Origin of the sequence: Flavobacterium sp. HJ-32-4 (genome assembly GCF_022532105.1) — a bacterium.
Lineage (GTDB): Bacteria > Bacteroidota > Bacteroidia > Flavobacteriales > Flavobacteriaceae > Flavobacterium.
Map to the genome: position 1 here is coordinate 3,189,984 of NZ_CP092832.1, position 26,959 is coordinate 3,216,942.

Genomic DNA, 26,959 nt, shown 5'->3' on the forward strand with positions numbered 1-26,959 from the left:
TTTTGGGAGGTACGAAACAAAGATAGCACTTATGCGGATACTCCTCATCGGCGAGTTCAGCCGGCTCCATAATTCCCTCAAGGAAGGACTGGTGGCGCTTGGCCATGAGGTGACGCTGGTGTCGGCAGGAGACGATTTCAAAGGGTTTCCGTCCGATCTTTCGATAGCGCCCGTGACGTGCCGCGGGAGTCGCTTCCTGTCGTTCCTGGGTAAAATCCTTCGAAAAGGAACGGGATACGATCTCGAAGCCTGGGAAAAAGGCCTCCGATTCCGAAGGCTGCTACCCCAGTTAAAAGGCTACGATGTGGTGCAACTCATCAACTCGGATGCACTGGAGACGCTTCCGTTCCTTTCCAAACGACTGTACCGATCGCTGTTTTCGCAAAACGGCAAACGTTTCCTTTTGGTTTGTGGAGATGAAACGCCGGTGGTGACGTATTGGTTGTCGCATCCGGACTTCTTTTCCCCGTTGACGGCCTACCTACGGAATCGCGACTACGGGCAGTACTTCCGATATACGTTAAAGTATGCCTCTACTCCCTATCGCTCGCTTTACGATTATGTCACGTCGCAGTGCGAAGGTATCGTGTCATCCGACCTCGATTACCACCTGCCGCTGAACCATTCCGGTATCATCAATACGCTCGTTCCCAATCCGGTCAATACAGACCTAATTCCGTTTTCGCCGCCGCCACTCGCTGACAAAATCGTGATTTTTCATGGGGTCAACCGGTATACCTCGATTAAAAAAGGAAGTCGTTTTTTTGAGGAAGCGTTGGTGGAAATCGAGGCGCGGTATGGGGGGCGCGTGTCGGTTGTGCGTACGGACAGTCTTCCGTACACGGAATTTGACAGGCTGCGGAAACAGGCCCACATCCTCCTTGACCAGGTGTATGGTGTTGACCAGGGATACAATGCGTTGGAAGCAATGGCCCGCGGACAGGTGGTGTTTACCTGTGCGGGTGCGGCTTTCCGCTCCCACTATGGACTTACAGACGAGGTAGCCGTGGAAGCGCGGCCGGATGTCGCGTATCTGGTAGAACGGCTTTCAAAGTTCATCGAGGATCCGGAAACGATGGTCGAAACCGGAAAACGGGCACGTGCATTTATAGAAAAAGAACACCATTATCACACCATCGCGCAACGGTACCTGGACGTATGGAAGCCATCCTAAAATATCGTTACGCCATGATGGTCATTCCCGCCCTGGCAGCGGCGACCGCGCTTTTTGTGCTGCCCGTTTCGTATGACGAGGCGTGGACTTTCCTGAATTTCACCCAAAAAGGCGTGGCGTATTCCGCCAGCCACTACCCTGCCCCGAACAACCATATCCTGCATTCGATACTGACGGTTGGGATGGATGTCCTGCCCGGCCTCAAGCACCTGTGGAAGATCCGGTTGTCGTCGTGGATCGTATATGTGCTGGGACTCATCGCGACGTTCCAAATCGTACGCCGGCATTTCGGGAGCGAAACGGCCGTCCTGGTGAGTGCAGTCGCACCGGTGTTGTTCATGACGTTTTACTATAGTTATATGTCACGCGGCTACGGCCTCGCTTATTTGCTGTTTCTGCTTTGCTTCGATCGCGCCTGGTCGATTTCGGCTGGCAATAACAGCTGGAAGCAATGGCTGTGGCTGTCGGTGTGGGGCGCGCTGGGCTGTTATACACTGCCATCCTTTCTCTATGCGTTGGTGACACTACACGTCTTTTTGTTGGTAAGCCACCCGAAAAATATCGTTCGCCAAGCCCTTTGGTCGGTGACTACGGTGGTGTTGGTTGCCGGCTTGTATCTGCCGCTGCTGCAGACAGAAGGGCTGAAGTCGATCACATCAAACCGTTTCGTGGAACCCATCGGACTTTCGCAGACCCTACGCGAATTACCCGGCTTTCTCGTGCATCTGGTCGAAGAATTAAGCGGATTCTCGCGTTGGATTTTGTTGCCGTTTTTGGCCCTTTCGGGATGGCACCTCATCCGGAGCCGCAACCGCCGCCTGATGCTTTTTGCCGGATGTGTGCTTATGGTCCCTATCCTGATGTTGGTTTTGCAACGGACCATTCCTTTCCCTCGGACCTTCCACTACCTGGCGTTTCCGATGACGCTGTTTTTGGTGGTTCCGCTGGCACCGCTCGTCCGTCGGATGCGGCCCGCTGTTGTTTTGGGCACAGCATGCGCGCTGCAGGTTGGATTGCTTTTACACTTTGCCCTGACTATCGGTGCCTATGAAGACCGCGATATGGCGCTGAACACAACGGCATCGACCATCATCCCTTCTATTGAGGGAGACAAGCGTTACTTTTTTGTAGGAACGCTGTTGCCTACGAATCTTGAATTTGAACTTATTGACGACGGGTATCAACACTACCACATTGAATATGGCTATACGGAAGACGCAGCAAAGGTGAGCGGATTCGACTATGTCATCATCCAAAAAGAACAGGACCATTCGGTGGTGAAACCCTTATGGTCGACGCCGTATTATGCGGTCTATAAGGGAACGACTTCGTCTCCTTAACTTATACTGCCGCTTTTTGGCCCCACCACACGCGGCGAAACCAATACAGCATCAAGATCAGGTTGAGAAAATGGGCAATGGCGTATGCCTTCAACGCGCCGTTTCCTCCCTCTTGGGGTACGAGCCAAAACGCACCCGCCAGGTATAGACCGTTGAACAGTATTTCGGCAATAAGGTAGCGTGTGACCTGCGCTTCCACCAGTACCCGCATCCCAAAAGCCAATGCCAGCACCCGGAAGAGGTCGCCTGCGAGTTGCCACGTCAGCAGGTCGGCGACGGGTTGAAACTCGTCTGACAGGGCTACGGTTACCGCGATATGGCGTAGCAGGTATAATAGCACCAATGCGCCGGTAAAAAGCGGCACGAAATACCGATAGTAGTAGCGTACTTCTTTTCCGAATGCCTTTTCCGACGTAAGGGAGGCGAGTCGTGGCATGTAGTAAAGTGAAAGTCCCGACCCGACCGCTAGCATGTAAAAGCCGGATATGCGGTTGACGGCATCCCATAAACCTGCCTCCGTCACCGAGCGATGGTCAACGATGCACGTCCGTATGAACAACTGCGCCACGGGGGCGAGGATCGAGGTAACCAGTCCCATCAGCATAAACTTCCCAATCTGCCGCACGAACCGCATGTGGAGGACGCGCGGCAAATGGGTACGGAAAAGGGTGCGGTCGCGTCGGAAAAACAGCCAGGTAACCAAGGCCATCAACGCCTCACCCACGGCAATGGCATAGAGTCCGCCTTCCATCCCGAACATCAGGATAAAATAGACGGTAGCGGCAAAAACGGCCGCATTCGAAATGATTTGTATGAGGATGATCTTCCGGAACGCTTCAAAACCGTTGTACACCGCAAGCCAGAATACATTCAATACCACCAACGGCAGCACCGACGCCAGTAGCCGGAGGGGCCATACATAACCGGGATCGAAGAACAGCGCCTCAGAGAGAAAAGGCGCTGCGACAAACGTGACAACTGACAATACGGCCGACATCAACAGCGAAAACCAGAAGAAAGTCGCGTAGATCGCCGATAATTCCTCGAGGTCGTGCCTGTTCCGGGCGACCAGTTTGGTCGCGGAATTGCTGATGCCGAGCGTGCCCAACGACTTCACCATGGCAACGAAATTGCGGAAACTGCCGGTGAGGGCCATTCCTTTCGCACCCAGAAATGTCGAGGTAATTTTTACGGAGAGGAAACCCAAAAGAAAATTGAAGAGAACTTGTGCGGCGTTGAGCGACACCACCTTCAATACTTCGTGTTTATTCGGGAACCGCATCAGATAGTCCGGATTACACGGGCGGGGTTGCCCGCGGCTATTGCGTTGGCCGGCACGTCTTTCGTTACGACCGCGCTGTGTCCGATAACGGCATGATCCCCAATGGTGACACCTTTTAGTACGGTCACATTCGAGCCGATGAACACCCCTTTCCCGATCGTGACGGGCGCAGTGGCGGGTTGCCCCGTCAGCCTGTTTCCGGGTGTGAGGTCGTGCGCATCGCTGTCGAGAATGCGGCAGTTACTTCCTATCAGGGTATCGTCGCCGATGGTAATGCGATCAAAAGCGATGGCTGTAAAGGCATTGTTCAACGCCACCCGATTGCCGATTTCAATCCGCGCGTCGGGATGACGGGCTTCGAGATAGGCATAGTGGGAATAATACTCACTGGAAGCGATGACCCCCACTTGCACGTCCTGACCAAAGGCAATATGTCCCTTCCCTTTCAGCAAAAGCGGGTGGTAACACGTTGGCCGACCCGCTACTGAACGACAGTCGGAAAGCCAGCGGTATTTCCAAACGCGAAGCGTGACGAATAAAAACTGTCGGATCCTATTCATTCCAATCGGTTTACGTGGGTGATAATGTGCTGCAACTGCGCATCGGTGAGCGATCCGTATACCGGCAAACTCAATACTTCCTCATGGAGGGCTTCCGTCAACGGAAAAGATAATCCGTGCCATTCAGGCAAAGCTTTCTGGCGATGCGGCGCGACCGGATAGTGTATCTGTGTCTGGACGCCGTTTTCCAACAGCATGGCCTGCAAACGCGCCCGTTCCGTACATCGGATGATAAATTGGTGGAACACATGCGCGTCGCTTTCGTCATAAGTGGGCAGTACAACCCTTGGGTTCCTGATTTCCGACAGGTAACGGGTGGCAATCGCGCGACGTCTTGTATTCTCCGCATCCAAATGGGGTAACTTCACCCGAAGGAATGCGGCCTGCAACTCATCCAGACGCGAATTGATGCCGACATACTCGTTGTAGTACTTGGTTTCCGAGCCGTAATTCCGTAGTAACCGCACCATCCTGGCCAGTTGCGGATCGTTGGTCGTCACGGCACCGGCATCTCCAAGGGCGCCAAGGTTTTTGGTAGGATAAAAACTAAAACCCGCTGCATCCCCCAGATTACCCGCCTTTCGTCCGGAGGCATCACACGCACCATGGGCTTGCGCTGCATCTTCTACGATGAGTAGTCCGTGACGCGAAGCAAGCTCCCGCAGCCGCGGCATATCACACAGTTGTCCGTAAAGATGGACGGGCAAAAGCGCCTTCGTCCGCGAGGTGAGCTGCGCCTCTACCCGCGAAGGATCGAGGTTAAAACTCGCTTCGTCGGGCTCAACCGGAACCGGCACGAGTCCGGCCTGCTTGATGGCAAGAATACTGGCAATGTAGGTATTAGCCGCTACGATGACCTCATCACCCGCCTGCAAACGGCCCAATTCTATATACGCCGTCAGGATGAGTGTCAGCGCATCGAGTCCGTTCGCCACACCCACAGCATATTCGGTGCCGCAATAGGCAGCGAATTCGGCTTCGAAGGCAGCGGTCTCTTCTCCGAGGATATACCAACCCTTGTCGAGGAAACGCTGCATCCGGTCGCGAAAGTCGGCCTCAAAGGGCTCGTTTACTTTATGTAGGTCGAGGAACGGAATCATAGCAACACGTTTTGTAACCGGGCGTGGTGCGCGGTCGCTACTTCATAAAAATCATGGGTGACGGTGCCGCATCCGAAACTCTCCTTCCAATACGAAAGTCCGCCGTTGAGCTTTTGCCCGTCCGCCTCATTCGAAATACCAAAATCGAACCAGCGTTTGGTTCCTTTGAACTGCGACAAAAGAGAGACATGCAGGAAGTCGAGGCTGCCGTTCTTGTGGCGCTCGGCATCGGCCGCAATGTATTGGGAATGGACGACATAATCAGAGAGATACAGCACCGTTCCGGCAACAGGTCGGTCGCCGTCATACGCGATATACAGGTGGATATGATCCGGAAACCGCTCCATCAAAAGTCGCATTTCGTTTGCCGTATGCACCGGCCGCGCGTCGTGCCGTTCGTTGAGCGAAGGCACCAGCAATTCCTCCCAAAATACCGTGGGATCGAGGACCCGTTTCACGTGCAAAAAGGCTCTTTCACCCCGTTTCAGCCCCGCCTTCCGATCGGTAGAAAAACGCGGTGTAAGGGAGAGGTCCAAGACGGAAAGCGTATCGCGACGCACCAACGTAGCACCAGCCAAAAAAAGCGCATACTCAGCTTCCTGCGACGGTTTGGCGTGGTAAATCGAAGGGAGGCATTTCCACCGAAGGGTCGAAACGCCCTGCGATGCCAGAAAACGGAGTATGGCCGCCAGCATGTTAATGACACCGGCCAGTTTCATTCCGTCTTTATACACCAATCCGCCATAGGTCAGGCCCCCGTGCGTTACGACCTGTTCCCCTTCGCGGTTCGCGGGCAGCACGCCTACCCATTCCCCTTCTTCTTCCAGTATCAGTGAAAAATCCTCAAAGCGATTCGAGTGGTACTCCATATACCGCCGGTCAAACAAAAACGTCGCATTCCGCGCACTTCCTATGAAGGCGTTCCATTTGTCGGCGGAACGGGCGTCGTAGCGACGGACGGTGAGGTTTTTCAAATCGGCGGTTTAGGACGGAAATTTACGCAATTCCCCGCGAATGCACTAATGGCGCATTTGGGTGATTTTACGTATTTTTAACCGTCAAAAAAACGCGCTGTGAAACGACATATTGCCTGGTTGCTGCCGATTCTGCTTCTGGCGGGCTTCTCTGCCTCCGCCCAGACATTTGGGCTGTTGCAGCAATTTGGAGGTCATAGTGACTTCACTTTCGCGGGCAATACGCTAAATTACCAGGAAAACGAGGGCAATCCTGAAGGCCCGTGTACGATCATGACCTCATCGTCGGCTTCGCTGGCCCTCGGACCGTCTGATAACGTGATATTTGCCCGCCTTTACTGGGCCGGCTCGGGCAATGGCAGCGGCGATGATGTGGTGCAACTCAACGGACAACAGGTGGTCGCCACCCAGACCCTTACCTTTACCTATGCCAATATGCCCGCGTTCTGCGCTTCCGCGGATGTCACCGCGTTGGTACAGGCGGCAGGCCCTGGCACCTACACCTTTTCGGGACTTGACCTCAGCGATGTCATCAACACCCTAAACTACTGCGCCAATGGTGTCAATTTTGGCGGATGGGCCCTGGTGGTGGTCTTTGAAAATCCGGCGCTGCCCATCAACCAGGTGAATGTGTACGACGGACTCAACGGCGTGCCGCCCCAGTTGACGATCGTACTCGACAGCCTGAATGTCATCGATTCGGAAGGCGCCAAAATTGGTTTCATTGCCTGGGAAGGCGACTCGGCCCTGGCGGTGAACGAACGGCTTACGATCAACAACCAGGTGTTGAGCAACGCGCTGAACCCGCCTACGAATGCGTTTAATGGGACGAACAGCATCACCGGCGCGACAAACCTTTACAATATGGACATCGATGTGTATGACATCGAAAACAACATACAACCGGGTGACGCCACCGCTACCGTAAAACTGACCTCCGGACAGGATTTCGTGATGATCAGCACCGTAGTGACGAAATTGAATGTCATGTTACCCGATGCGACCGTGGCCATCGACGCCGTCGATACCGACTGCGGCTCGCGCGACATAACCGTTTCTTTTACCGTGTGGAATAAAGAAAGTACGGATGTCCTTCCGGCCGGGGTGCCGGTGTCTATTTACGCGGATGGCACCTACCTCACCACTATTTTCACCACCATCGACTTACCGCCTGGGGGAAGTGAGAGCAGCACCCTGACATTGACGATCCCCGATGGCGTTCCCAATACGTTTACACTGGAATTCCGCGCCGATGAAGCGGCTGACAGCACGAAGACCGTCACCGAACTTAGCGAATCCAACAATAGTACGACCACTCCGGTGACCCTGTTGGTACTGCCCAGCTTCAATGCCGTTCCGGGACTCGAGGCCTGTAACCTCGGCCTTTCTAAGGGACGATTTGATTTTTCGGGGTATCCGGATAGCATCCGCACACGGCCTGAAGATAGCATTCGTTTTTTCGCAACGGAAGACCAGGCGGTTGCCGGTACACCGGAAATCCTGGATCCCTCGGCTTATGAAACCACAGCACCCGACACCGTTTGGGTACGGATCGAGACACCGGAAGGTTGTTTTGTTACCACCTCTTTTCCGTTGACGGTGCGAAATTGCCCGCCTGTTCTCTATAATCTGGTCGAACCGAATGAAAACGGGTATTTTGATTTTCTACTGACGGATGGTTTACACGACATCTTCCTGGATTACCGCCTTTCGATCTACAATCGATGGGGGATATTGGTATGGACGGGCTATGACACGACCGATGATTTTCGCGGACGGTCAAATGAAGGGAACGAGTGGTTAGGGAAAGACCTGCCCGGGGGCACCTATTTTTACCTGTTGGAATTGAACGACCCGGATTATCCGGATCCTATGACGGGCTATCTCTACCTTAAAAAGTGACCTACATTTTTTGGGTGTAGTAGTTGTAATCCTTCATAACGGTCGAAATAAAGGCCTCTTTCGTAGACAGCGGATTTTTGAAACCGCAAACCTGTTCGATCTTATCCGCCAGCCTTTCAAGTGTGCGGTAATCGGCGTGGCGACGGGCCGATTCGAAGGTATCCTTGATGATCCGCATATCGTTGTCGCTCAACCGTACCACCAACGGAAACTGGGGTCGGTAATCGTCTTCCACTTCAATCAGGATGGTACTGTCGATGGTCACCCGGTTCCGAAGCGTTATGACAGCCGTTCCGGCCGCAATGTCACCCAACCGTTGGGTTTTCTTTGTGGTAATCAGCAGGATGAGGCCAGTGACAATCGTTCCGAAGTCGACGATCCGTAAGACCCACCGCATGAAATAGTCGCCGAACGACGCCTGGTACCCGTCGATTTTGACCACTTTAATTTTGACGATGTATTTCCCGATAGTACGTCCTTCAAAAAAGCCCTCCTGCACCACAGAATAAAAGGCGACAGGCAAATAAAACAGGATGTAAACCGCCATCTCTGACCACTGGTCGAGCGTACTGAGGTACTGCTTGAAACCGAAAAAGCTGAAAATGAGGTTGAATACCAACTGCAGGTACACAAACTGGATGACGAAATCGATGAGGCCGGCGAGCATCCGCTCTCCAACCGACGCGGCATTGAATTTGATGACGACATTTTGTGTGGTATTGATGGATAATTGGGTCATAATTTATATTTTAGCCCTACATGAGAGAGGCGGCCTTCATCAAGCAAAATAAAGAAAAATGGCTCGAATTCGAACGGGCTATTTCGGGCGAGACAAAAAAAAATCCGGACGAGTGGGCGGCACTCTACGTGCAGATCGTCAGTGACCTGTCGTTCGCGCAAACGTATTACCCGAAGAGTAAAACCGTTATCTACCTCAACCACCTCGCGTCGCAGATCTTCCAAAAAATCTACAAGACCCGTCGGCATGAGACGAACCGGGTGGTGCATTTCTTCAAAACGGAAGTGCCGTTGCTTACGTATCAAAACCGACGCTACCTGCTCTACTCCTTTCTGTTGCTCCTCCTTTTTACCGCCATTGGCGTCTTGTCGGAGTATGGTGGCGACGGCCTGGCACGACGTATGCTCGGTGACGAATATGTCAATAAAACGCTGGAAAATATCCGCGAGGGCAATCCGACTGCTGTGTATTCATCCGGATCGAACTGGGGAAGTTTCATAGGAATTGTATTCAATAACCTCAAAGTAGGCGCCTTCCTGTATGCATCAGGTATCTTTGGCGGGATTGGCAGTTTCTACTGCCTTTTGCAAAACGGCGTCATGTTGGGCTGCTTCCATTATATCTTCGCTACCCAGGATGTACTGTACAAAAGCGCGCTGGGTATCTGGATACACGGTTCGTTTGAGATTTTTTCGATGGTCGTGGAAGGCGGTTGCGGACTCATGCTGGGCGCATCGCTGCTGTTCCCCCGTACGTATTCCCGCATCGATTCACTGAAGATCGGCTTACGGAACAGTTTCAAGATTTTTCTGAGTACGATGCCGTTCACGATCGCTGCCGCGGTTTTGGAGGGATTTGTGACCCGATATGCGAACCAGCTTCCGGATTTGGTCAACCTTGCCATCATCCTATCGACGCTTTCGATCATCTCCTATTATTACATCATCTATCCGTATCGCGTGGCGCGCCGGATGCAAAACGAACAGCACGCCTCGTGAGGAACCGGATCGTATTTGTTTTATCGCTGCTTTCCGCAGTGGCCACGGCGCAGGACACACTATCCGAGCCGCTGGTGGATACGACGACGGTTACCGTTGACTCTACTTACGTCGACGAGGACAATACCTTTTCGGCCCGCATACCTGCCGACACCAGTGCGTTTTATGCGATTGACCCACAACGGATCAAACCGGTGCGTTTCGAAGATGACCTCCGTTCGCGCTACGATTCGAAGGCATTTTCGTATGAGGATACAAAACCGGAGAAGACGCTTTGGCAACGATTTACCGACTGGCTCGACCGGAAGCTACGCGAATGGTTTGATTTGCAAGACACCCAGACATCTGCCCAAATTCTGCGCTATGTCGGTTGGTCGTTAGTGATACTGCTTGCCCTTCTGGTGGTGTATTTCATCGCCCGTGTCCTTTTCAGGAAGGAAGGAAAATGGGTTTTCACGCGTTCGCCTCAGGCCGGATTACGCTATGATGATGTGGACGACAACATCGAAGCCGCTGATTTCGACGAGTTGATCCGGAAGGCGCTGGCGGAAAATGACCGCCGTCTTGCCACCCGTTACCTCTACCTGCGATTGCTGCGGGAATTGTCGAGACGGGAGATCATCGAATTCGACAAAGAGAAGACGAATTCGCAGTACGCCTATGAAATACGGAATGAGGCGCTACGGAAGCAGTTTCAGTATCTCTCTTATTTGTATAACTACATCTGGTATGGCAAATTCGACGTTGACGAATCGACATACGCCAAAACGGCCGCCGCTTTCCAGGAAACCATAACGCGACTGGCATGACAACTTCCGTGAAACTCTTCCTGGGGCTTTGCATTGCCTTTTTCGTACTGCTCTTGGTGGCCGACAACACCGAACCGCGGCCCGTCGATTGGCAGCGTTCTTATCGAGTAGCCGACAAGAACCCGCTTGACCTCTACGTGTTCAACGAAGAGATCGACCGGCTGTTCGGTGCTGACCGTGTCGAGCGCTTCGGCAACACGCCTTACGAGTACTTAAACGAGAACATCGACTATTACGAGGAAGGTTCCGGGTTTGCGTTATCGGGCACGATCATGTCAATCGGCCAGCATGTAGACCAAGCGTCGGTGTCCGAATTGCTGCTGTTTGCCGCCAACGGAAATACTGTCTTTATCAGCGACTATGAACTCGGCAAAGCTCTGGCCGACTCGCTGCACTTTTCCGTAAAATCGTCGGAAAGAAATCCTGAAAAGCGAAAACTCTGGACCGTAAACGAACGCTCGCGCCAAAAGCCCGTGATCTTCGACAAAGGCATAGGCGATACGTATTTCGACAAATTCGATGCATCACAGACCCAGGTGTTGGGCTACGTGCGTCAGGACGACGCGAAACCGAAACCGAACTACCTGCGCATCCGTTACCTAAACGGGTATTTCTTCCTGCATCTCGACCCACAGGCGTTCTCCAACTACTACCTGTTGCATGGTCGCGACGCACGGTATGCCGAAAGTACGCTGTCATTACTCCCTCACGACCAGGTCTATTTTTTCACCGACGACGCCCGAAACACCACCAACGGTTCCCTCACCCGGTTTATGTTTGAAAACGTCGCGCTGCGTTGGGCATGGCTGCTTTTACTCGGCGGTCTGGTGGTCTTCATTATTTTCACCGCCAAAAGACGCCAACGGGTGATCCCGATTGTCACGCCTTTGTCGAATACCACGGTAGAGTTCGTACAGACCGTTGCCAACCTCTACCGTCAGGAGGGTGAACACGGTAACCTGGTCGAGAAGAAAATCATTTACTTTTTCGAGCGCATCCGACAGGAATACCGTATCGATACCACCGTATTGGACGATGCGTTTGTAAAACGACTGCATCTTAAATCGGGTAAACCCGAAGACGACATACGCCGCGTATGCGACATGATCAATAACTTTAAACGCAATCGGTTCAGCCTGAATGAGGAAGAACTGATTGCCTTCAATGAAGCCACCGAAAAAATCTTCAGCTAGTATGGAAAATGGAAACACACCGGTGCAACCGGACAACGAAAACATCAACTTCACCGCCCGTATTGACCTGGGCGGACTGCAACAACACATCGACGCCATCCGCACCGAAATCGGATCGGTCATCGTCGGACAGGAAAAAATGGTCGACCAACTGCTGGTGGCGCTGTTGGCCAATGGGCATGTGCTGTTGGAAGGCGTGCCCGGCGTAGCCAAAACCCTGACGGCCAAACTGCTGGCGCGCACGCTTGACATCGGCTACAGCCGGATCCAGTTTACGCCCGACCTGATGCCGTCGGATATTCTCGGAACCTCTGTATTCGACCTGAAAAAATCGAGTTTTGAATTCCGGAAGGGGCCCATTTTCTCCAACCTCCTGCTGATTGACGAGATCAACCGGTCCCCGGCGAAAACACAGGCCGCCCTTTTTGAGGTGATGGAAGAGCGGCAAGTGACGATCGACGGCACCACCTATGAAATGGACGCCCCGTTCCTGGTGGTCGCTACCCAAAACCCCGTGGAACAGGAAGGTACGTATCGTCTTCCGGAAGCCCAACTCGACCGCTTCCTCTTCAAGATACACGTAGGCTATCCGTCGCTTTCAGAGGAAGTCGACATCATCCGCCGCGAGCACGAACTGAAAGGGGAAGCCAAGCTGTCACACGTCAAAACCGTGCTGTCGCCGGATGAAATTCGCCGTTGCCAGTCGATCGTCAAACAGGTGGTAGTCGAACCTCAGTTGATGCACTACATCGCACAGATCATCGTCGGCACCCGCGAAAATGCGTTCCTCTACCTGGGCGCTTCCCCGCGTGCCTCACTCGCCATCCTCAACGCGGCAAAAGGGTTCGCGGTAATCAATGGCCGCGACTTCGTAACGCCCGAAGACATCCGTGAAGCGGCGGCACCTGTATTGCGCCACCGCGTGATCGTCACCCCAGAACGCGAAATGGAAGGCCTGACCGCCGACCAGATCATTGCACAAATCATCGAATCGGTTGAAATTCCACGATAAATGAAGCGATTCTTCCGGCAACTCTACCTCACCACGTTTACCTTCTATGTTTTAGGAGGCGTAGTGGCGTTGTTTGCCTTCGCTTTTTTCTTCCCACGATTGTATCTCGCAGCGCAGTTCGCGTTTTTTGTGTATGTGGGATTGATCCTGTTGGATATCGTCCTGCTTTTCCGCACGTCCGAAGGCGTTACCGGTGAACGTACCTTGCCTGAAAAGTTCTCGAATGGTGATGAGAATCCGGTGACGGTTAAACTTGTCAGCCGCTATCCGTTTACAGTCAAAGTACGGGTTATCGACGAATTACCGGAACAGTTTCAATTGCGTGACTTCGGTATCACACGCACGGTCGACGGCATGGCACAGGATACCTTCCGCTATTACCTAAGGCCGGTCAAACGCGGCGAATATTCGTTCGGCGTACTAAACCTCATGGTCACCTCGCCGCTCCGATTTGCCATGCGGCGGTTCCAGTCGGGTGCTGATGCGATGGTGCCCGTGTATCCGTCGTTCATACAACTTCGGAAATACGACCTGATGGCGTTTTCGAACCAATTGGTGCAGTATGGCATCAAGCGGATCCGAAAACTCGGGCACACCATGGAATTCGAACAGATCAAGGAATACGTCCAGGGGGACGATATCCGGACGCTGAACTGGAAAGCCACTGCGAAGAAAAACAGCCTGATGGTGAACCAGTTCCAGGATGAAAAATCCCAAACGGTGTATATGGTCATCGACAAAGGACGGCAAATGCAGATGCCGTTCAACGGACTCAGCCTGCTAGACTACGCTATCAACGCCTCGTTGGTGCTGTCGAATGTGATTTTGAAAAAACACGACCGGGCCGGGCTCTTTTCCTTTTCCAAAACGGTTGAGAATCGCGTTGCGGCTGAAAAACGATCCTCGCAGATGGAACGCATACTCGAAGCACTGTATGCCGTCAAGACCGACTTCTTCGAAAGTGACTTCGGACGCCTGTATGCCGACATCAAGCGCAACGTCAACCACCGCAGTCTCGTGATGCTGTATACCAATTTCGACACGCTCGATGGCCTGAACCGGCAGCTACCCTACCTTCGTGGTATCGCCAAAAACCACTTGCTGGTCGTGGTGTTCTTCCACAATACCGAACTTGACCGTATGTCAAAAGAAAAAGCTGGCAACGTCCAGGAGATTTACGATAAGGTCATCGCCGAAAAGTTCATTTTCGAGAAAAAACTAATCGTCACCGAATTGAAAAAGTACGGTATCCACTCGGTGTTGACGTTCCCGGAGCAGCTGACCCTCGACACCATCAACAAGTACCTCGAGATCAAGGCGCGCGGAATTTTGTAATTTTACGACGGATTTCCGCCACTAAACCGATTGCTCCTGAAACTACTTACTTCTCCACAGAACCCGCTTATCAAATCCATCCTGCAATTACAGGAGAAGGCACGCGCACGCCGTCAATCGGGGCAGTTCGCCATCGAGGGCCGTCGCGAAATCGGTTTGGCGGTGAAAGGAGGCTACGACATTACCGACCTGCTCTTCTTTCCCGAAAAATGCACCGCTGAGGAGGCCGCCCGCCTGGCACCCGGCGCCACGCTATACGAAATCGGACGGGAGGTATTTGACCGCATTGCCTACCGGGAAGGTTCAGACGGATTGCTGGCGCTCGCCCGGGCAAAATCGCTTGAACTTGATGCGTTGCAGTTGTCGGATAATCCACTCATATTGGTGGCAGAAGCACCCGAAAAACCTGGAAACATCGGGGCTCTGTTGCGCACCGCCGATGCCGCACGGTTAGACGCGGTGATCATCGCCAACCCAAAAGGTGATTTATACAACCCGAATATCATCCGGTCAAGCGTCGGCTGTTTGTTTACGACGCAGGTCGCCACAGGCACCACAACAGATGTCATCTATTTTCTAAAGGCGAAAGGTGTGGCCCTTTACGCCGCCGCGCTTCAGGACGCGTCCGAGTACCACCATTGCGACTTCACCACTCCGACCGCACTGGTCGTCGGCACCGAAGACAGCGGCCTGACACAGGAATGGCGGGACGCGGCGGTTCGCAACATCCAGATTCCGATGCAGGGCGAAATCGACTCGATGAACGTGTCGGTAGCCGCAGCGGTCTTGATTTTCGAAGCCAAACGCCAACGCAACTTTCAGTAAAAAGCGTTCGGGAAAGCCGTTTGGGTTTTCGAGAGTTTTCTTATATTTAAGCGAATTTACAGGTCGATGACAGAGCTTGATATCGAAAAAGAAAACAAAGCTATTGCCCAGGAATATAAAGAATTACTGCGCATCAGCTACCAAACCCTGTCGGAAGAGGATAAAAAACTCATCCGGAAGGCGTTTGACGTGGCGGTAGACGCGCATAAAGACCAGCGGCGAAAATCGGGCGAAGCCTATATCTTCCATCCCATCGCCGTTGCCAAGATCGTCGCTTCCGAAATTGGTTTGGGCGCTACCGCAATCGCTGCGGCCCTCATGCACGATGTGGTCGAAGACACCGACGTTACGCTAGAGGACATCGAGAAGATGTTCAATCCGAAAATCGCCCAACTGGTCGAGGGATTGACGAAGATCTCACAGGTGCAGAAAGACCTCAACATCTCGGTACAGGCCGAAAACTTCCGGAAAATGCTGCTCACGCTCAACGACGACGTGCGTGTCATCCTCATCAAACTCGCCGATCGCCTGCACAACATGCAGACCATGGATTCGATGGCCGAGTACAAGCAGATGAAGATTGCATCGGAGACCCTTTATATATATGCGCCCCTCGCCCATCGTTTGGGTTTGTATAATATCAAGACCAAACTGGAAGACCTCGGACTCAAATATACCGAGCCCGACGTATTTAATGACATCCTCAGTAAAATCAAGGAGACGAAAGAAGAACAGGATGCCTATATAAAGAGTATTTCAGACGTATTGAAAAAGTCGCTTGACGCGGAAGGCATCGACTATATCATCAAAGGACGGCCCAAGTCGATTTACTCGATCCGGCGCAAGATGAAAGCGCAGAATGTCACCTTTGACGAGGTGTATGACAAATTCGCACTTCGCATTGTGTATAAATCGGACGCACATGATGAGAAATTCCTCGCCTGGAAAATCTATTCCATCGTCACCGATCATTACCGTCCCAGCCCCAGCCGCCTCCGCGATTGGATTTCGTCACCTAAGTCAACCGGCTACGAAGCGTTGCACATTACCGTAATGGGACCGCTCGGGCGTTGGGTGGAAATACAGGTGCGGAGTGAGCGGATGGATGAAATCGCCGAGAAAGGCTACGCCGCGCATTACAAATACAAACAGGGCGCCACCGAAGAAAGCAGCCTGGATGTATGGCTCAACCTGTTGCGGGAAGCGCTTGAAAGCCAGGAAACCAATGCGGTGGACTTCGTCGAGGATTTCAAAATGAACCTCTATTCGAAAGAAATCTTTGTTTTCACGCCCAAAGGGGAAATCAAATCCTTACCCAAAGGCGCCACAACCCTCGACTTCGCCTTCAGCATCCACTCGGAAATCGGCGTCCACACCCGCGGCACCCGCGTCAACGGAAAATTGGTACCGCTCAACTATGAACTCAAGAGCGGCGACCAGGTCGAGATCATTACGTCGACCAACCAGAAACCGAACCTCCATTGGCTCGATTATGTCACCACCGCAAGGGCCCGGAACAAAATCAAAAGTGTCTTAAACGAAGATACCAAACGGATCGCAGAAGAAGGAAAAGAACTGCTCTTCCGGAAATTACGCCACCTGAAGATAAACGTCAACGAGAGTACGATCAACGAGCTGGCCAGTTTCCTGAAACTCAAAACGAGCCTCGATCTGTATTACCGTGCAGGCATCGGCACCATCGAAAACCCGAAATTGAAGGAATTCGCGGCCCTGAAAGGCAATGCGTTCATGAATTTCTTTAAAGGAAAAATCCGCCGGGCGCCGGTTGAGCAAATCCAGAAGGAAGAAATCAGCAGCAACTACGACATGCTGGTTTTTGGCGCGGAACAAGACAAATTGGATTATAAACTCGCCACCTGTTGCAACCCGATTCCCGGTGACGAGGTGTTTGGCTTCCTGACGATAAACGAAGGTATTAAAGTCCATAAGAAAGACTGCCCCAACGCCCTTAGCCTGCAATCGAATTACGCCTACCGCATCATGCTGGCCAAATGGATCGACTCAAGCCAACAGGAATTCAGGGCCGTGCTCGAAATCACCGGAATGGACAGTATCGGTCTCACCAACAACCTCACACGTGTGATTTCCAATAATATGCACGTGAACATCCAGAGCATTTCGCTTAGTAGCGAAGCCGGACTTTTCAAAGGACAGGTAACAGTAGTCGTACAAAACAACACCATCCTGAAGCGCCTCACCGACAACATCCGCAAAATAGACGGCATCGAAAAAGTAACCCGGATTTACCATAACTGATGTCCGCTACCCGCATTCCCTTCGTCGACGACACCTTCCAGTTGCAGCGAATGCAGCAGAAAGGCGGCTGGACGTTCATCCTCATTCCCCTCGACAAACCCGCCGTGAAAGCGCCTTTTGGCATGCAGAAGGTAAACGGATATATCGACGACTATGAATTGAAAGACGTCACGATGTGGTCAATGAAGAACCAGGGCCATTTCTTAGCTGTAAAATCCGAAATCCGGAAAGCGATTAAGAAGGAAGAAGGGGATACGGTCCGGCTGACCTTATACACCGACGGTCCTCCACCGGTGGCCGATGATGACTTCCTGTTGTGCCTTAAAGACGATCCGGACGCCTATGCTGCGTTCTCCTCCTATCCGGAAAAAAAGAAGCAACTCATCCGCAACTGGGTGCTGGCTCCAGTATCAGAAGACGGCAAAATACAACGCATTGCCGAAGCCATCGACCGCATCGCCGCCGGATTTGACCGCTGGTAACACCCCCTTCACCGCTTTTTTCCATCCTACAGACGGTTTTTTACAATCTTAACAGTGTCGTATTTATTTTTGACTAACAATTTTATTACTTTTGTTAGACAAAACTACGACCATGAAAGCGTCAAAGCAAGTCTTCAGCATCCGGGACCTTGAAAACCTAACCGGAATCAAGGCTCACACGATTCGTACCTGGGAAAAACGATACAACATATTGACCCCCGAGCGCGACCAAAACAACGTTCGCTCGTATTCCATCACCAACCTTCGGGAGTTGATGAACATCAAACTGTTGAACAACCACGGTTACAAGATTTCAAAGATTTCGGAACTGGGTCCAGGCGGAATACCGAAATTGTTGGCGGAAATCACCAACGCGAAAAGTATCCGGAGCCATTCGCTGAATGCCTTCCTGTTGGCGATGATGGACTTCGACCAACCGCTATTCATGCGCACCTACGATGCGTTGGCCGCAACCAAGACGTTCCGTGAAATTTACCTTGACGTGTTCCTTCCGCTGCTGGCGGAAATCGGCACGTTATGGCAAACTGGCACCATTACGGCCGTACATGAGCACTTCATCTCTGAGATGATCCGCCAGAAAACCGCCGCCGAGTCGGATCGCTTGCTCGCGCAGGAACCCGAAAACACCGAACACACCATCGTGTTGTTCCTGCCATCAGGCGAAATACACGATACGGCCTTGCAATACCTCAATTTTGAAACGCTTTCCCGCTCTTATCGCACGCTCTATCTGGGTACGAATGTTACCATGGACGAATTATCTGAGCTAAAACAGATGCACGATAACCTTATATTCGTAACTTACCTGACGGTAACGCCGGGTGCGAATGAGCTTCCGGATTATCTGACCCGTTTTTCGTCCAAGTTGCTGGCTGATAACGACTCTGAATTATGGATTGCGGGACAGATGGCCCGTCATTTTAAACCCTCTCCGCGTTATCCGAATGTGACCACCATTGCATCGCTGTCGGATTTTGGAGACAAACTCGAACGACTCAACCAAAGAGTGAGTGCATGATGGGAAAGACTGTTTTGATTGCCGGGGCCGGATTTTCATCGCTGGCCGCCGCCTGCTATTTGGCAAAAGAAGGGTATGATGTTACGATTTTCGAGAAAAACCCTTCGATAGGAGGACGTGCGCGCCAACTTAAAAAAGACGGTTTTACCTTCGATATGGGTCCGAGTTGGTATTGGATGCCCGACATCTTCGAGCGCTTTTTCGCTGATTTCGGGAAAAAAGTATCCGATTATTACAAACTAATTCGCCTCGATCCTGCCTACCGGGTCTATTTCGGCATGGATGATTTCATCGATATCGGCGACGACCTCGACACCATCGCCGCCAAATTTGAATCACTCGAACCCGGTGCCGGCGACAAGCTGCGCCAGTTTATTGCGCGGGCGAAGAAAAACTACGAGATTGCCATCCTTGACCTGGTGTACCGTCCGGGTGAATCGCCACTGGAACTCATCACGTGGGATACGTTCCGAAACGTCACCCAGTTCGCCGGCACGATCAGCCGTGACATACGCAAGCTGTTCAAACATCCGAAGCTCATCCGTATACTGGAATTTCCTGTACTGTTTTTGGGCGCAAAACCGTCTGATACGCCGTCCTTTTATAGTTTCATGAACTATGCCGACTTCGGACTCGGCACCTGGCACCCCGAAACGGGCATGTTCGATGTGGTGGCGGCCATGGAATCGCTGGCGACGGAATTGGGTGTACGCATCCGAACCGCATCGCCCGTCGATCGCATTGTGGTGGAAAACGGCCGCGCGACTGGACTTGTCGTAAACGGTGAAACCATTTCAGGCGACATCATACTCAGCGGCGCCGATTACGCCCATACCGAAACCTTATTACCGGAAGCGGCTCGCACCTATTCGGCCGAGTATTGGGAAAAACGCGTATTCGCACCGAGCTGCCTCATCTTCTACGCCGGGTTTTCCAAACCGGTAGAAGGAGTGCCGCACCATGCCCTGTTCTTCGATGCCGATTTCGATACGCATACTGCTGCTATTTACGACCGGCCGGAGTGGCCGAAAGAACCGTTGTTCTACGCCAACTTCCCGTCGAAAACCGATAAAACCGCCGCGCCCGAAGGCATGGAATCCGGATTTTTCCTGGTGCCGCTTGCACCGGGTATTGAAGACACCGAAGCCATGCGGGAACGTTGTTTTGAGAACATTATGACGCGCTTTGAGACCATTACCGGACAACCCATCCGAGAGAACCTGTTATTCCGGATCGGTTTCTGTAAGAATGACTTCGAAGACGCCTACCACTCCTATAAAGGCAATGCCTATGGGCTGGCCAATACCTTATTGCAGACGGCGTTCCTACGCCCGAAACTGCGAAGCCGAAAAGTGAAGAACCTCTATTTCGCCGGACAGCTGACGGTGCCCGGACCGGGTGTGCCACCGTCGCTCATCTCAGGAAAACTCTCGGCCGAATTAATACGTACCTATAATCCCATCTTACAGGAAACATGAAAGCACTTTTTGACACCGTCTCTTTCGATTGCAGCCGAAAGGTAACCAGCACCTACAGCACGTCGTTTTCGGCGGCGGTCCGGATGCTGGCGCCATCGATACGGCAGGACATCCACAACATCTATGGGTTCGTACGCTTCGCGGATGAAATCGTCGATACCTTCCACGAATACGACAAACAACGCCTGTTCGATGCCTTTGAACACGATTTAGAACGCGCACTGGCAGATGGCATCAGCCTGAACCCTATCCTGAATTCGTTTCAGCATACCGTCCGTAAATATAGCATCGGACGCGACCTGATCGATGCATTCATGCACAGTATGCGCCTCGACCTCAGCAAATCGGTGTATGAAACAAAAGAAGAATACGCGCAATATATCTACGGGTCGGCAGACGTGGTAGGCCTGATGTGCCTGACCGTTTTTGTAAAAGGAAACCGGGAGAAATATGAAGCACTGAAAGGCGCTGCCGTGAAACTCGGATCGGCGTTCCAGAAAGTCAATTTCCTGCGCGACCTGAAGGCGGACTTCGAAGGATTGAACCGCACTTATTTCCCGGGCACCGACCTCAACCGACTGGACGAGGCGGCGAAAATGGAAATCGTACGCGAGATCGAAGCCGACTTCGCCGACGCCTATGACGGGATTCGCCTGTTGCCCATGGAGGCAAAATTTGGGGTCTATACAGCCTATGTCTATTACCGTCGCCTGCTGACGAAACTGAAGAAAACGCCTTCGTCTGAATTGGTGGCCGCGCGCGTTCGGGTTCCTAACTACGAAAAATTCGGGCTCTTCGCCAAGAGCTATATCGTTTATCGCTTTAACTTTGTCTAATGTCAATTTTCATACACCTCCTGGTTTTCGCACTCACCTTCTTCATGATGGAATTCATGGCGTGGTTCACCCATAAATTTGTCATGCACGGATTTTTGTGGTCGCTACACGCCGACCACCACCGCAAAGACCACGATTCGTGGTTCGAGCGCAACGACGCCTTTTTCATTTTCTACGCCGTCGTCAGCATCGGGTTCTTTTTGTTGTGGCAAAACGGCATACTTGAAATCGGGTTGGCGATTGGTTTGGGTATTTTCGCATACGGACTTACATATTTCCTCGTCCATGATATTTTCATTCACCAACGGTTTAAGTGGTTACGGAATGCCGATAACATTTATGCCCGGGCGGTGCGTCGTGCCCACAAGATGCACCACAAGCACTTGGGAAAAGAACACGGGGAATGTTTTGGGATGCTGGTCGTTCCGTTGAAATACTTCCGCGAAGCCAAAAAGAAAAGCGCCCCATGAGGACGCTTTTTTTTATAAACAAGTAAGAGATGACTACTGTTGGCTTTTCAACATTTCCTGCAGCGGTTTGAGCTCTTCTACATCGAAGTCGGACTGCTTCAGAAGCGACATCACGGCCATGATATCGTTCATCGTCATTTCGTCGCCGAGTAACCGGATGACGGCAAAACCGTTTTCTTCTGAGTAGGCATTGACAACAAATTCATCCGTCTTTTCCTCTTTGCCTTTCATGTAGATCGAAGCACCGTTTTTACCCGATCCGATTTTCATCAGAGGATCGTATTTCCCCGCTTTCAGGATAGTGTTGACGCTGTCTTTCTCGGCTTTGTAATCCGCTAGATTTTTTGGATTACGTTTGAACATCAACACATTGAGTTTTTCGATACGCTCGAGGGCGCCCGCCTGCTCCGCCGTAATGTTCTTAGGATTGGCCTTGATGATCGACGAGGCGATGTCGACGGTAAGGAAATCCGGGTTCTCCGACTTCTTGACGTAGTACTTCTCAAGGGAGGGTCCTGATTCGCAGGAAGCGAGGCCAAACGCAAAGGCCAGTAGGAGGAGGTAGCGGAAGTTTTTCATGTTGTTAACGTGCTTTCGATGCTTTTTTAAGGTTGTCGCCGCCTGGCAGATCCATACGGTCGGTGAGGGCTGACAGATCGTCGAGGTCGAAGTTACCGGTCAGGGAAAGCAATACGGTTTCGTTGCCTTTACCCGTTCCCTGGATGAACATCAACAGTTCCTTTACGATGTTGTCGGTACTCCCGGATTTCACCATGATACGGATGCTTTGTCCTTTATCGTTTATACGCATCAACTCTTCCAGTTTGGCTGTCTTGATATACTTTTCAGCCGTTGCTTTCATATCCGCGGCATACTTCGAGTTGGCGGTCGTAAACACCCGAAGGTTATCCAGTTTCTCGACCAGTTTCAGGAATTGCTTCGCGTCTTTGTCTTTGCTATCGACCTTACCCATCATCGAGAACATTTTTTTGTTTACGATGACCGTAGTGATTTCTTCGGGTCCGTCGAACTTATTGAATACATCCTGTCCGAAGAAAAGGGTTGGCAGTAAGGCCAGTACTAAAGTTAAGAATACTTTTTTCATGATTGCTGATTTTTACTTTTTAAATATGACGTTTTTTGATTGTTCGTATGTTTCAATGTAGGCCATTCCTTTCACACCGGAATTCACGTGGTGGGAAAGCATTTTCAGGGCCTTTTGGGTTTCCTGGTAGGCTATTTCAGGATTGTCGTAGGTACCGAGGTCCTGACCCTGGCTGGCAGGTGCCGTGTTAAAGTGGAGGTAGGCGAAGGTACCGGCACCGAGCAACAGCACCACCGAGGCCGCAGCCGGAATCCAGCGCATGCGGTTTCTCTTTACGGGAAGCGATACTTCCGTTTGGGGTTCCAACTCCCGTGCTTCGGCGAAAAATCCGAAGAGCGGACGATAGGGTACTAAATCGGCGGCCACATCGTCAGACGCAAAATAGGCGGCCAGTATGTTTTCTTCGTCAAGCGTCGTTTCCCCTTCAAAATAGCGGTCCAGCAGCAGCCGGATGTTATCCAATTCCATAGCGATGTAGTTTAATGATCGATTCTCGTAATGTTTTCCGTGCCCTGGATAATGCGACCCGTACGGCCGTTTCGTTCATATCCATTATTTGGGCGATCTCATCGTATTCACACTGCTCGATGTCGCGCAACTGCACGATGAGTTTCTGTTGTTGCGGGAGTTCCTCCATCGCCTTCTCGACGAGCCGCATCGTATCGCGGTCTTCAATCCGACGTTGCAGGCCCGGGTCGGCGTCCGTATAATTGCTGTGGACGATCCGAAGGTTGCCCGCCCTTTTCGACTTCAGTTGATCCAGACAAAAATTCTTCGTCATCGTCATCGCAAGGGCTTCCACACTATTATACGACGAAAGCGTCTCCCGGCGTGACCAGAGGCGAAGCATCACCTCCTGAACGGCATCTTCCGCTTCGTCGCTGCTCACCAGCAGCCGGAGGGCTACCCTGTAGAGCTTAGCCCGGAAGGGCGTCACCGTTTTCATGAATTCCGTTTGATCCATCTGTTTTATCGTGTGTTCTAAGTCAAGACGAGACACGTTTTTTTTTGTTACAAGAAAAAATCCGGTAAGGCGAAAGTTCTTAAATTTACGTTTTAGACAAAATGCCTGCTATGAAAAAAACAATTGGATTTCTGGGACTTTTCCTGCTTGCCGCGGGCTTCTTCCAGAGTTGCGAAGACCAGGACGACAAACTGTCGGTAAGCGCCGGACTTGAAGTACAGAACTTTATCTGGAAAGGCCTTAACACCTATTATCTATGGAAGGAAGACGTGCCCGACCTGGCCGATGACCGTTTTGCTTCACAGAAAGATCTCGAAGCCTTCTTGCGGGGCTATCCCGATCCGTTCGACCTGTTCGACCATCTGCGCGTCAACGAGTCAATCGACCGCTTCAGTTTTATGGTCAGCGATTACAGCCAGGTGGAAAACCTTTTTGCGGGCGTTTCCAAAAGCAATGGCGTCGACTTCGGACTGAAATACCGACCCGGCAGCACGACCGATGTGTTCGGATGGGTGCGGTATATACTTCCCGGTTCGGACGCCGCTACAAAAGACATCCGTCGTGGCGATATTTTCTATGCAATAGACGGTACGCCCCTCACCGTAAGTAATTACCAGCAATTACTGGCACAGGACACCTACACCCTCAATCTGGCGGATTTTGACGGTGGAAACCTCACCCCTAACGGGAGAAGCATCACCCTTACGAAAGCGCAACTCACGGAAAATCCGGTGTATATCAAAAAAGTCATCGAACAGGGGGGCAATAAAATCGGCTACCTCATGTATAATGGCTTTACCGCTGATTTCGACCCACAACTGAACGACGCGTTCGGCGAGTTCAAGGCGGCGGGTGTCACGCATCTGGTGCTCGACCTTCGGTACAACTCGGGTGGTTCGGTTCGCACGGCATCGCGACTGGCGAGCATGATTACCGGCCAATTCAATGGTGAACTCTTCTCGAAACAGCAATGGAACCCTGATTTGCAGGCCTACTTTGAGGAAAACAATCCATCTGACCTGGCAGTGAATTTCGTCAATTCGATTGGCAGCTCGGGCATCAACAGCCTGAATTTAAACAAGGTATACATCCTTACGACCAAAAGTACCGCGTCAGCCAGTGAATTGGTCATCAACGGACTAAAACCCTATATCACGGTTGTACAAATCGGTGACGTAACGGTGGGGAAAAACGTCGGTTCGGTCACCCTTTACGATTCGCCCGATTTCGGTCGTGACGGTCGTTCTACCAAGCATAAATACGCCATGCAGCCGATCGTCATCAAGATGATCAACGCCGATGATTTCGGCGATTACCAGGATGGCATTACGCCTACGATCGCGCAACTCGAAGATTTCGACAATCTGGGTACACTTGGCGAAACCACCGAACCCTACCTCAACACCGCACTGACGCTGATCGCCGGAGGTGGTCGTCGACCGGTTCCGACACCGGCCGTTGTGACGCATCCGTTCCGGGATACGCGCTCGATGCGGCGCTTCGGTACGGATATGTATATTGAGACCCCTACCTCACTCGGGCGTAGATAAAAAAGAAAAGGGGCTGTCTTCAATGCGAAAACAGCCCCTTTTTTATTTCGGCATGGTCAGCGAACAGACACTTAGCGTATGAGTTCGATACGATAAATGGTTGCACTAAGGGGTCGTCGGGAATGTAATTCGTTACCATATACGCTAGATACACGCTATATACACGACATAAACACGACATATATACGACATATATACGACATATATACGCTGCATATACGCTTTATGTCGCGTCCTAAAATAGCTATACAGGTTACTAAATAAATCCTGTGACCCGTCCTTAAAATACCAAAGGGTAACGCCAGTTCGATATAAGCGTGCGATCAGGATGGTGTAACATGGCTGGATACAAGGCGCATTCCGCAGCGATTCCGCGATTGGGCCCCTGCCTACTTTTACTAAACAGCTATCAGAGGTAGCATCGCAACTTTTTAGATCATCAAAAAAAAGCTGTCTTTTTGAGACAGCCTTTCTGGTTTAGTCGTTGAAGTAAAACCCGTTGGGTGCGATTCCGGCCGGGGCGTTGGCGATAACTGATCCGTTTCCGACATCGTATATTGAAATGATGCCATTCGAGGCGAAGTCGCGCGCATCGGCCACATACGCTTTTCCGTCATGCACCGTAAATCCATAGAGCGTCATCGCTTCGGTTGCGAACGACTCTATCTCGGGTAGAGGCGGCTGTGGTGTACGTCGTATGCGGCAGAACGACGTGCCCGAGCAAAAGTAAACATCCCCTTCCTCGACGGCCAGGTATTGCGGATCGGCGTATCCGGTCAGGGGCTTGCTTTCGGTTACGTCGAGGGAGACGGGATCAATCGTATGGAGGATGCCATCCGTAGCGAAAGCACCGCAAAGCACATAGAGTTTTCCGTTGTAGTACGCCATGGAATTCGGTGACAGCTCCGTTTCGATCACGCCGAGCGATGCGCCTGTGGTGGCATTGAGTACGGTAACCGAATGTCCGGCTCCAAAACTACCGTTCGCAATAAAGAGCTTCTGTCCGACCTTCTCGATGTGATCGGCCAGGTTACCAATCGGCCACGTCGTTTCGATGGTTTGGGTGTCGAGGTTGATGACCGCCACGAAATCGTCGGTCTCATCGGTAAAACTTCCCAGGTTCGTTACGTAGGCTTTGCCCCCATCCGCTACGCCGTATCGCGGAACCGAAAGACCGCCTTCGATGGTACCGATGTAAGCGAAGGTGTAGCGGTTCACGACCGTGATTTTGTTGGATCCGTTGGAGATGATATACGCCCTGTTGCCGTCAAAAAACACCGATTGGAGATAGCCGCCAAGGGTTTCCGTCGGGTTGACCGCGGCGAAAATGCCCTGTTCCACGGTCGTGCCATCCTCGCTGAGATAGGTGACCGAGCCACTAACGGCATTTCCTTCATTGAGTACGAGTACGCCGTCATCATAGTCGCCGCTTGGGTTCGACGACGCACTGTCATCCGAACAGGAAACACTTAAAAAGGCCAGGGAGGCCATTACGAACAGGGAAATACGCTTCAT

General features: G+C 51.9%; 26 protein-coding genes. 16 read left to right on the plus strand and 10 right to left on the minus strand.

Annotation, left to right across the window (positions count from 1 at the left end):
• Positions 1-31 precede the first annotated feature (31 nt).
• Positions 32-1,174, plus strand: coding sequence for a glycosyltransferase (locus tag MKO97_RS13650; protein WP_241103766.1), 1,143 nt, complete (start codon positions 32-34; stop codon positions 1,172-1,174).
• On the plus strand, positions 1,159-2,514 hold the full coding sequence (locus MKO97_RS13655; protein WP_241103767.1) for a glycosyltransferase family 39 protein: 1,356 nt from the start codon (positions 1,159-1,161) through the stop codon (positions 2,512-2,514). The genes MKO97_RS13650 and MKO97_RS13655 overlap by 16 nt, the downstream gene beginning before the upstream one ends.
• Position 2,515: 1 nt before the next feature.
• Here MKO97_RS13655 and MKO97_RS13660 read toward each other — a convergent pair whose 3' ends face one another.
• From MKO97_RS13660 to MKO97_RS13675, 4 genes are read right to left on the minus strand one after another with little or no spacing between them, the layout of a single operon-like run.
• Positions 2,516-3,796 carry an O-antigen translocase gene (locus MKO97_RS13660; protein ID WP_241103768.1) on the minus strand — a complete coding sequence of 427 codons (1,281 nt, stop codon included), beginning with the start codon at positions 3,794-3,796 and terminating at the stop codon, positions 2,516-2,518.
• A complete protein-coding gene (locus MKO97_RS15080) occupies positions 3,796-4,356 on the minus strand; it encodes an acyltransferase (RefSeq protein WP_305879416.1) in 561 nt (186 codons plus the stop codon). The genes MKO97_RS13660 and MKO97_RS15080 overlap by 1 nt, the downstream gene beginning before the upstream one ends.
• Positions 4,353-5,456 carry a DegT/DnrJ/EryC1/StrS aminotransferase family protein gene (locus MKO97_RS13670; protein WP_241103769.1) on the minus strand — a complete coding sequence of 368 codons (1,104 nt, stop codon included), beginning with the start codon at positions 5,454-5,456 and terminating at the stop codon, positions 4,353-4,355. The genes MKO97_RS15080 and MKO97_RS13670 overlap by 4 nt, the downstream gene beginning before the upstream one ends.
• Positions 5,453-6,430, minus strand: a complete 978-nt coding sequence (locus tag MKO97_RS13675; RefSeq protein WP_241103770.1) for a GNAT family N-acetyltransferase — start codon at positions 6,428-6,430, stop codon at positions 5,453-5,455. Before MKO97_RS13675 ends, MKO97_RS13670 begins: the two co-directional genes overlap by 4 nt.
• Before the next feature lie 99 nt (positions 6,431-6,529).
• Here MKO97_RS13675 and MKO97_RS13680 point away from each other — a divergent pair, with 99 nt between their 5' ends.
• Complete coding sequence (locus MKO97_RS13680) at positions 6,530-8,332, plus strand: gliding motility-associated C-terminal domain-containing protein (RefSeq protein ID WP_241103771.1); 1,803 nt, start codon at positions 6,530-6,532, stop codon at positions 8,330-8,332.
• Position 8,333: 1 nt separating this feature from the next.
• On the opposite strand, the gene MKO97_RS13685 is transcribed toward MKO97_RS13680, so the two are convergent.
• Positions 8,334-9,071 (minus strand): RDD family protein, encoded by a 738-nt coding sequence (locus MKO97_RS13685; RefSeq protein ID WP_241103772.1) that lies wholly within the window; start codon positions 9,069-9,071, stop codon positions 8,334-8,336.
• A 20-nt stretch (positions 9,072-9,091) separates the two neighbouring features.
• Here MKO97_RS13685 and MKO97_RS13690 point away from each other — a divergent pair, with 20 nt between their 5' ends.
• The 12 genes from MKO97_RS13690 (at position 9,092) to MKO97_RS13745 (ending at position 21,825) form a co-directional block, all read left to right on the plus strand.
• Positions 9,092-10,069 (plus strand): stage II sporulation protein M, encoded by a 978-nt coding sequence (locus tag MKO97_RS13690; protein ID WP_241103773.1) that lies wholly within the window; start codon positions 9,092-9,094, stop codon positions 10,067-10,069.
• Positions 10,066-10,878 carry a DUF4129 domain-containing protein gene (locus tag MKO97_RS13695; protein WP_241103774.1) on the plus strand — a complete coding sequence of 271 codons (813 nt, stop codon included), beginning with the start codon at positions 10,066-10,068 and terminating at the stop codon, positions 10,876-10,878. Before MKO97_RS13690 ends, MKO97_RS13695 begins: the two co-directional genes overlap by 4 nt.
• Positions 10,875-12,071: a DUF4350 domain-containing protein gene (locus MKO97_RS13700; RefSeq protein WP_241103775.1), complete on the plus strand. Its 1,197-nt coding sequence runs from the start codon at positions 10,875-10,877 to the stop codon at positions 12,069-12,071. Before MKO97_RS13695 ends, MKO97_RS13700 begins: the two co-directional genes overlap by 4 nt.
• Before the next feature lies 1 nt (position 12,072).
• Positions 12,073-13,083 (plus strand): MoxR family ATPase, encoded by a 1,011-nt coding sequence (locus tag MKO97_RS13705; RefSeq protein ID WP_241103776.1) that lies wholly within the window; start codon positions 12,073-12,075, stop codon positions 13,081-13,083.
• A complete protein-coding gene (locus MKO97_RS13710) occupies positions 13,084-14,418 on the plus strand; it encodes a DUF58 domain-containing protein (protein WP_241103777.1) in 1,335 nt (444 codons plus the stop codon).
• 36 nt (positions 14,419-14,454) lie between these two features.
• The gene (locus MKO97_RS13715; protein WP_241105533.1) at positions 14,455-15,243 is read left to right on the plus strand and encodes an RNA methyltransferase; all 789 of its coding nucleotides are present in this window, start codon (positions 14,455-14,457) and stop codon (positions 15,241-15,243) included.
• 66 nt (positions 15,244-15,309) lie between these two features.
• Positions 15,310-17,520, plus strand: coding sequence for a bifunctional (p)ppGpp synthetase/guanosine-3',5'-bis(diphosphate) 3'-pyrophosphohydrolase (locus tag MKO97_RS13720; protein WP_241103778.1), 2,211 nt, complete (start codon positions 15,310-15,312; stop codon positions 17,518-17,520).
• Positions 17,520-18,002, plus strand: a complete 483-nt coding sequence (locus MKO97_RS13725; protein ID WP_241103779.1) for a YdeI/OmpD-associated family protein — start codon at positions 17,520-17,522, stop codon at positions 18,000-18,002. The genes MKO97_RS13720 and MKO97_RS13725 overlap by 1 nt, the downstream gene beginning before the upstream one ends.
• A 112-nt stretch (positions 18,003-18,114) precedes the next feature.
• Positions 18,115-19,041: a MerR family transcriptional regulator gene (locus MKO97_RS13730; protein WP_241103780.1), complete on the plus strand. Its 927-nt coding sequence runs from the start codon at positions 18,115-18,117 to the stop codon at positions 19,039-19,041.
• Positions 19,041-20,519: an NAD(P)/FAD-dependent oxidoreductase gene (locus MKO97_RS13735; RefSeq protein WP_241105534.1), complete on the plus strand. Its 1,479-nt coding sequence runs from the start codon at positions 19,041-19,043 to the stop codon at positions 20,517-20,519. The genes MKO97_RS13730 and MKO97_RS13735 overlap by 1 nt, the downstream gene beginning before the upstream one ends.
• Complete coding sequence (locus MKO97_RS13740) at positions 20,516-21,355, plus strand: phytoene/squalene synthase family protein (protein WP_241103781.1); 840 nt, start codon at positions 20,516-20,518, stop codon at positions 21,353-21,355. Before MKO97_RS13735 ends, MKO97_RS13740 begins: the two co-directional genes overlap by 4 nt.
• Positions 21,355-21,825 (plus strand): sterol desaturase family protein, encoded by a 471-nt coding sequence (locus MKO97_RS13745; RefSeq protein WP_241103782.1) that lies wholly within the window; start codon positions 21,355-21,357, stop codon positions 21,823-21,825. Before MKO97_RS13740 ends, MKO97_RS13745 begins: the two co-directional genes overlap by 1 nt.
• A 33-nt stretch (positions 21,826-21,858) precedes the next feature.
• Here the strand turns inward: MKO97_RS13745 and MKO97_RS13750 are convergent, their stop codons facing one another.
• Genes MKO97_RS13750 through MKO97_RS13765 form a run of 4 tightly spaced genes read right to left on the minus strand, consistent with a single transcriptional unit; the run spans position 21,859 to position 23,894 of the window.
• On the minus strand, positions 21,859-22,404 hold the full coding sequence (locus tag MKO97_RS13750) for a DUF4252 domain-containing protein (RefSeq protein ID WP_241103783.1): 546 nt from the start codon (positions 22,402-22,404) through the stop codon (positions 21,859-21,861).
• A gap of 4 nt (positions 22,405-22,408) precedes the next feature.
• On the minus strand, positions 22,409-22,930 hold the full coding sequence (locus tag MKO97_RS13755; protein ID WP_241103784.1) for a DUF4252 domain-containing protein: 522 nt from the start codon (positions 22,928-22,930) through the stop codon (positions 22,409-22,411).
• A gap of 12 nt (positions 22,931-22,942) precedes the next feature.
• Entirely contained in the window at positions 22,943-23,398 is a 456-nt protein-coding gene (locus MKO97_RS13760; RefSeq protein WP_241103785.1) for a hypothetical protein, read from the minus strand.
• Positions 23,385-23,894 carry an RNA polymerase sigma factor gene (locus tag MKO97_RS13765; protein WP_241103786.1) on the minus strand — a complete coding sequence of 170 codons (510 nt, stop codon included), beginning with the start codon at positions 23,892-23,894 and terminating at the stop codon, positions 23,385-23,387. The genes MKO97_RS13760 and MKO97_RS13765 overlap by 14 nt, the downstream gene beginning before the upstream one ends.
• A 110-nt stretch (positions 23,895-24,004) precedes the next feature.
• On the opposite strand from MKO97_RS13765, the gene MKO97_RS13770 reads away from it, so the two are divergent.
• Positions 24,005-25,444 (plus strand): S41 family peptidase, encoded by a 1,440-nt coding sequence (locus MKO97_RS13770; RefSeq protein ID WP_241103787.1) that lies wholly within the window; start codon positions 24,005-24,007, stop codon positions 25,442-25,444.
• Positions 25,445-25,921: 477 nt separating this feature from the next.
• Here the strand turns inward: MKO97_RS13770 and MKO97_RS13775 are convergent, their stop codons facing one another.
• The gene (locus tag MKO97_RS13775; RefSeq protein ID WP_241103788.1) at positions 25,922-26,959 is read right to left on the minus strand and encodes a YncE family protein; all 1,038 of its coding nucleotides are present in this window, start codon (positions 26,957-26,959) and stop codon (positions 25,922-25,924) included.

Bases quoted from the DNA above. Each gene is read 5' to 3' on its own strand.
- MKO97_RS13650 (WP_241103766.1), top strand. From the start codon at position 32: ATGCGGATACTCCTCATCGGCGAGTTCAGCCGGCTCCATAATTCCCTC.
- MKO97_RS13655 (WP_241103767.1), top strand. From the start codon at position 1,159: ATGGAAGCCATCCTAAAATATCGTTACGCCATGATGGTCATTCCCGCC.
- MKO97_RS13660 (WP_241103768.1), bottom strand. From the start codon at position 3,796: ATGCGGTTCCCGAATAAACACGAAGTATTGAAGGTGGTGTCGCTCAAC.
- MKO97_RS15080 (WP_305879416.1), bottom strand. From the start codon at position 4,356: ATGAATAGGATCCGACAGTTTTTATTCGTCACGCTTCGCGTTTGGAAA.
- MKO97_RS13670 (WP_241103769.1), bottom strand. From the start codon at position 5,456: ATGATTCCGTTCCTCGACCTACATAAAGTAAACGAGCCCTTTGAGGCC.
- MKO97_RS13685 (WP_241103772.1), bottom strand. From the start codon at position 9,071: ATGACCCAATTATCCATCAATACCACACAAAATGTCGTCATCAAATTC.
- MKO97_RS13690 (WP_241103773.1), top strand. From the start codon at position 9,092: ATGAGAGAGGCGGCCTTCATCAAGCAAAATAAAGAAAAATGGCTCGAA.
- MKO97_RS13700 (WP_241103775.1), top strand. From the start codon at position 10,875: ATGACAACTTCCGTGAAACTCTTCCTGGGGCTTTGCATTGCCTTTTTC.
- MKO97_RS13705 (WP_241103776.1), top strand. From the start codon at position 12,073: ATGGAAAATGGAAACACACCGGTGCAACCGGACAACGAAAACATCAAC.
- MKO97_RS13710 (WP_241103777.1), top strand. From the start codon at position 13,084: ATGAAGCGATTCTTCCGGCAACTCTACCTCACCACGTTTACCTTCTAT.
- MKO97_RS13720 (WP_241103778.1), top strand. From the start codon at position 15,310: ATGACAGAGCTTGATATCGAAAAAGAAAACAAAGCTATTGCCCAGGAA.
- MKO97_RS13725 (WP_241103779.1), top strand. From the start codon at position 17,520: ATGTCCGCTACCCGCATTCCCTTCGTCGACGACACCTTCCAGTTGCAG.
- MKO97_RS13730 (WP_241103780.1), top strand. From the start codon at position 18,115: ATGAAAGCGTCAAAGCAAGTCTTCAGCATCCGGGACCTTGAAAACCTA.
- MKO97_RS13735 (WP_241105534.1), top strand. From the start codon at position 19,041: ATGGGAAAGACTGTTTTGATTGCCGGGGCCGGATTTTCATCGCTGGCC.
- MKO97_RS13740 (WP_241103781.1), top strand. From the start codon at position 20,516: ATGAAAGCACTTTTTGACACCGTCTCTTTCGATTGCAGCCGAAAGGTA.
- MKO97_RS13745 (WP_241103782.1), top strand. From the start codon at position 21,355: ATGTCAATTTTCATACACCTCCTGGTTTTCGCACTCACCTTCTTCATG.
- MKO97_RS13750 (WP_241103783.1), bottom strand. From the start codon at position 22,404: ATGAAAAACTTCCGCTACCTCCTCCTACTGGCCTTTGCGTTTGGCCTC.
- MKO97_RS13755 (WP_241103784.1), bottom strand. From the start codon at position 22,930: ATGAAAAAAGTATTCTTAACTTTAGTACTGGCCTTACTGCCAACCCTT.
- MKO97_RS13760 (WP_241103785.1), bottom strand. From the start codon at position 23,398: ATGGAATTGGATAACATCCGGCTGCTGCTGGACCGCTATTTTGAAGGG.
- MKO97_RS13765 (WP_241103786.1), bottom strand. From the start codon at position 23,894: ATGGATCAAACGGAATTCATGAAAACGGTGACGCCCTTCCGGGCTAAG.
- MKO97_RS13770 (WP_241103787.1), top strand. From the start codon at position 24,005: ATGAAAAAAACAATTGGATTTCTGGGACTTTTCCTGCTTGCCGCGGGC.
- MKO97_RS13775 (WP_241103788.1), bottom strand. From the start codon at position 26,959: ATGAAGCGTATTTCCCTGTTCGTAATGGCCTCCCTGGCCTTTTTAAGT.